Origin of the sequence: Nocardiopsis flavescens (assembly GCF_900141985.1) — a bacterium.
GTDB classification, from domain to species: Bacteria; Actinomycetota; Actinomycetes; order Streptosporangiales; family Streptosporangiaceae; genus Nocardiopsis; species Nocardiopsis flavescens.
Genome location: NZ_FQZK01000058.1, coordinates 1 through 4,106, shown reverse-complemented (window position 1 = coordinate 4,106; position 4,106 = coordinate 1). Strand labels below are relative to the sequence as shown.

General features: G+C 71.9%; 4 protein-coding genes. 1 reads left to right on the top strand and 3 read right to left on the bottom strand.

Annotated elements, in window-relative coordinates:
• A partial coding sequence (locus BUE45_RS30935; protein WP_178378718.1) for a pentapeptide repeat-containing protein occupies positions 1-968 on the bottom strand: 968 nt, incomplete at its 3' end.
• Between the two features lie 263 nt (positions 969-1,231).
• Here BUE45_RS30935 and BUE45_RS30930 point away from each other — a divergent pair.
• The gene (locus tag BUE45_RS30930; RefSeq protein WP_073384465.1) at positions 1,232-1,747 is read left to right on the top strand and encodes a GNAT family N-acetyltransferase; all 516 of its coding nucleotides are present in this window, start codon (positions 1,232-1,234) and stop codon (positions 1,745-1,747) included.
• A 69-nt stretch (positions 1,748-1,816) separates the two neighbouring features.
• On the opposite strand, the gene BUE45_RS30925 is transcribed toward BUE45_RS30930, so the two are convergent.
• Together BUE45_RS30925 and BUE45_RS30920 are read right to left on the bottom strand one after the other, a co-directional pair.
• Positions 1,817-2,614 carry a hypothetical protein gene (locus BUE45_RS30925; protein WP_073384464.1) on the bottom strand — a complete coding sequence of 266 codons (798 nt, stop codon included), beginning with the start codon at positions 2,612-2,614 and terminating at the stop codon, positions 1,817-1,819.
• A 600-nt stretch (positions 2,615-3,214) separates the two neighbouring features.
• Entirely contained in the window at positions 3,215-3,730 is a 516-nt protein-coding gene (locus tag BUE45_RS30920; protein ID WP_073384463.1) for a hypothetical protein, read from the bottom strand.
• Between the last annotated feature and the right edge of the window lie 376 nt (positions 3,731-4,106).

The following is a 4,106-nucleotide window of genomic DNA, read 5'->3' as shown; positions in this document are numbered from 1 at the left end:
AAGTCGGCGTCGCCGGTGAAGGTCACATCCCCGAAGCCGGCGTCACTGGTGAAGGTCGTCTTGACGAAGGTCATACGTCCCTGACACACCGCTCCGTTGAGGTCGAGGGGGCTTTCGAAGGTGACGCCGGTGAAGTCGTAGTCGCAGTCCTGCCAGGGGGTGGGGGTGCGCAGGCGGTGGCTGATGGTGCGCGCGATGGTGAGGCGGACCTCGCGCATCGCGGCGTGCTCGACCACCCGGTCGTGGTGGGTCTGCTTCTGGTCGTCGGTGCTGCCCTGGGGCAGGTCGTCAGGGCCGGGGTTGCGCAGGTAGGCGCACAGCACGTCCACGCACATCTGGCGCAACCCCGGGGTGGGGGCGTCGTCGGCCAGGTGGGCGAGGGCGTGCACGCCGCCCAGGCGCACGGCCGGTTGGTCCTCGCCCAGCTGGCCGACGGCGGTGGTGAAGCGCTCGGTGAACAGGCGCGTCTGCTCGCCGCTCTGGCGCTGGTAGGCGATGACGAGCAGGGCCACACCGCCCAGGCCGGCCACGATCGCGAAAGCGCGGGTGGCGATAGAGTCCAGCGCTTTGGGGGAGACGGTGGGGGTGGTGTCCAGGCCGGGCAGGCCCAGCACCAGCCACAGGGCGGCGACGATGAAGGCGACCAGCAGGACGGCCACCGCCCAGGCGCCCAGGATCCGCCACCCCAACCCGGTGGGCAGGAACCTCCAGAGCCGACCCACCGCGGCGGCGGTCAGGAGTGCGGCCAGGGCGAGGGCCGCGGCCCCGGCCCGGAGGGCGGGCACCTGTCCGAGCAGGTCGCGGGAACGCTCGGGCAGCAGCTCCCACAGGAAGGGCGGCAGCGGCCAAGCGGCGATGCTCAGAGTGGTGACCCCACCGATCACCAGGGCCGCGAGAACGTAGCTTCGGGCAGCGTTCCCGGGCTGGGGGCGGGCGCGAAAGAAGGGGGACCGCGGAAGGTTGGCCACGGGGTCACGGTAGAGGAGAGGGGCGGCCACGGGGTCCGGTACGGACCACCGCAGCTCCCGCGTCTGGTACCGCCCAGGCCGGCAGCAATCCGGGCCCACCCTTCCCCGGCCTGTAGCAGGGGAAAGGTCCGTGCCCTGCAACGGGGCGTTGCGGGGCGCGGTGTGCCCTTCGACCTGCGCGCCGCCGCTCGGTGGGCGCGTCCTGCTCTGGGTGTCCGGTTTCGGCCACCGGGGGTGGGGAGGGTCCGGGTACACCCTGGGGCATGGACGATTCCCACCCCCGCTCTGTCCCGCCGGGCCTGGAGCCGCTCCCCGGCCTGCTGCATCCCCCGGACGGTGTGCTCGATGACCGGGGCACCGCGGCCGAGGCCGACCTGCCGGCGTTGCAGGAGATCGCCGGCCGGGCCGGCGTCGCCTACCGGCCCGGGCCCGGGGCGCTGATCGCGAGGACCGTGCGCGGGGCCCCGGCGGGGTGGCTGGCCGGGGTCTACGACAGCGCCTACACCGGGCCCGGGGCGCCGTGTGCGCCGCCGCACGCCTACATCCGGGCCGTCGTCGTGGACCCGGGCGCCCGCCGTCTGGGGTTCGGGACCCGGCTGCTGTCCACGTTCGTCGCGCGCGCCCACCGGCTGGGGGTGCGGTGGGCGTTCGCCGCGGTCGACGAGGGCCCCGGTGTGCAAGGGCGGGCCGCGTGGTTCGCGGAGCGGGGGTGGGCGCCGGTGGCCGACCCGGGCGAGGGGTGGCCGGTGATGGGCCGGTGGACCACGCCCAGGCCGTGAGGGGATCGAGCTGCCCTTCGTACGCCGCCCTGGGCGCGCGGGTGGTGGTTGTGTCTGCGTGCCAGCGAGTCAGGCGATGCCGTCTGCGATGAAGGTTTGGAGAGTCACTGGGACCGGCCCCTCAGCACGGGCGTGGAGTTCGAGGTAGCCCTTCCTGCGGTGCTCGGTGCGGTGTGCGGCTCCGAGGTGGTGCGCCCAGCGCGCGAAGGCATCCCCGCGCTCGTCCAAGTCGGTGACGGGTTCGTCGGGCAGGGCGCCGGCCAGGCGGCCGTCGGCGGTCAGGGTCCAGTCCAGGGTGGGCAGACCGTGGGCGCCGGCCAGGATCTCCTCCAGCGCGGCCATCGCCGCGGCGGTCGAGGAGGCCGGGGCGGGTTCGAGGAGCCACCCGGGGGCGATGAACGCCCCGGCGGGCGGGCCGTGGTGTTGGACGTGGCCGATGCCCCAGATGTCTCCCAGCTCCTGGGAGGCCGTGGACCATTCCCTGGGCAGGGCGGGTAGGCGGGGCCACGACGGCAGGGGGCGGATGAAGGCGGTGTCGCGGTCGGGGTCGAAGCGGTACCACTCCGGAGCGGTGTGATCGGTGGCCTCGGGGGTGTCGTGCAGCGAGCAGCGCTGTTCGGTCCAGGCGCGGATCTCCTCGGGGTCGGCGCGGGCCCGCCAGACCGGGAGCAGGCCGCGGGTGGACCACAGCAGGGAGGGGCGGTCCTGGTCGTAGAGGCTGGCGCCGCGGTGGCTGATGATCCCGTTCTTGCAGCGCTGTCCCCGCCGGGTGCGGGCCACACACTGTGGGTCCAGGCTGGGCACGATCAGCAGTTCGCGCCTGATCTGGAGGACCGTGGGCTCCTCGTGGCGGGGGTGCCACTGCATGTTCGCCTCCTGAAGGTGGGGTGGGGGACACCGAGAACACCGCGGTTCCGGGGTGGCCGGATCGGGCCATCGCTTCCACCGGTTAGAACAGCACTTTTGACGCTCGAACTCTCTCGGGAGCTTCTGGTGCCGCGCAACTGTCGGCGAGCACGAGAACGTCAGTGGTGCGAGCACGAAAGTGTCAGTAACTCGGCGTGACGGCTACTATCGCTAAGCGCGGGTTATCGCGGGTGAACGGGAACGAACCACGCGGCGCGGGTAGACCACTCCGCACGGCCGGATTGGTCTACCTCCTGACCTGCGAACACGGCCAGAGGCCGCCAGGAGTGAGGTCACGTTGAGTAGCGGATGCGACCTGGATCACTGACATGCTCGTGGCCACGCCACTGACAAGTTGGTGACCGATCCACTGACATCCGCGTGGCCGCCAACAACAAGGTCAGCGGGGGTGCGCAGGACACCCCGAACCCCTCAACTATACGCTGTACAGGTGGGGGGTTCGGTGGCCCCGAACCGACCGGTCATCCGTGACCGGTCGGTCTGACCTGCACCGATAGGGGGTAGCCGCACGGGTGCGGCCACCCCGGGGACCTCGTGCGGTCACCGGTCGCTCTTGCCCGCCTTGACCTCTTCGGCGCCCTTGGCCATCTTCGCCCGCGCTTCGGCCAGCAGCTCCTCGCGGGATGCCTTCGGGTTGGCCAGGGAGGCCGCCATCATCGCGGCGAACTCATCCGGGGACAGGTTCTCCTCCTCCTGGTCCTCGTTGTCGAAGCCGGTGTCGGGCTGGAACGGTGTGGTGCGCGGGTTGCACGCCACGGTCTCACCCCGGTGGTCGACCACCGCGGTACGGCACCGGCCGGGCAGGGTCTCGCCCGTGGACCGGTCGTAGACCCTCACCAGCCTGGTGCGCTCATCGCACTGCCCGCACCAGGGGTGGTTCGGGTCCGGGATCTCCCACTGGGAGTAGTCCGGCCGCGGGTCGATCCGCTTGCCCCACCCGGGCGTGCGGGTGCGGGCTCCCATGACCACCCGAAGCACCGACGCTGCGGTGTTCAGGTCCCGGGTCAACTCGTGGTGGATCACCTGCGGGTCGCCGCCGTCCGTCAGTTCGTCCATGACGCGCCCCACGAGCCTGTGACGGTCGCGGGCGCCGGGAGGCATGGCGCTACTCGGCCACACCCGTACTGCGCCGTCCACGAGCCTCTCAGCGGCCCTCTGGAGGCCCGTGTGGTCGTCGGACGCCTTCTCGCTCGGGGCGGCCGAAGGCACGCCCCGGTCTTCCTCGTGCTCCTGGTCGTGATCGTCCTCCCTCCCCGACGGGGTGTTCCCGGGGCCCGCAGCGTCACCGGCGACGCGGGGGGCTGGGGGGGAGGGAGGAGTACAGGGAGTAGTAGAGGGTGCCGTAGGGGGTGGAGCGCCTTTTTCCTGGTCGCCGCTGGAGTGCTGGTCATCTTTCTGACCAGGCTGGTCATCTTTCTGACCAGGCTGGTCA

Coding starts and splice junctions, on each gene's coding strand:
- BUE45_RS30930 (WP_073384465.1), top strand. CDS start 1,232: ATGGACGATTCCCACCCCCGCTCTGTCCCGCCGGGCCTGGAGCCGCTC.
- BUE45_RS30920 (WP_073384463.1), bottom strand. CDS start 3,730: ATGGACGAACTGACGGACGGCGGCGACCCGCAGGTGATCCACCACGAG.
- BUE45_RS30925 (WP_073384464.1), bottom strand. CDS start 2,614: ATGCAGTGGCACCCCCGCCACGAGGAGCCCACGGTCCTCCAGATCAGG.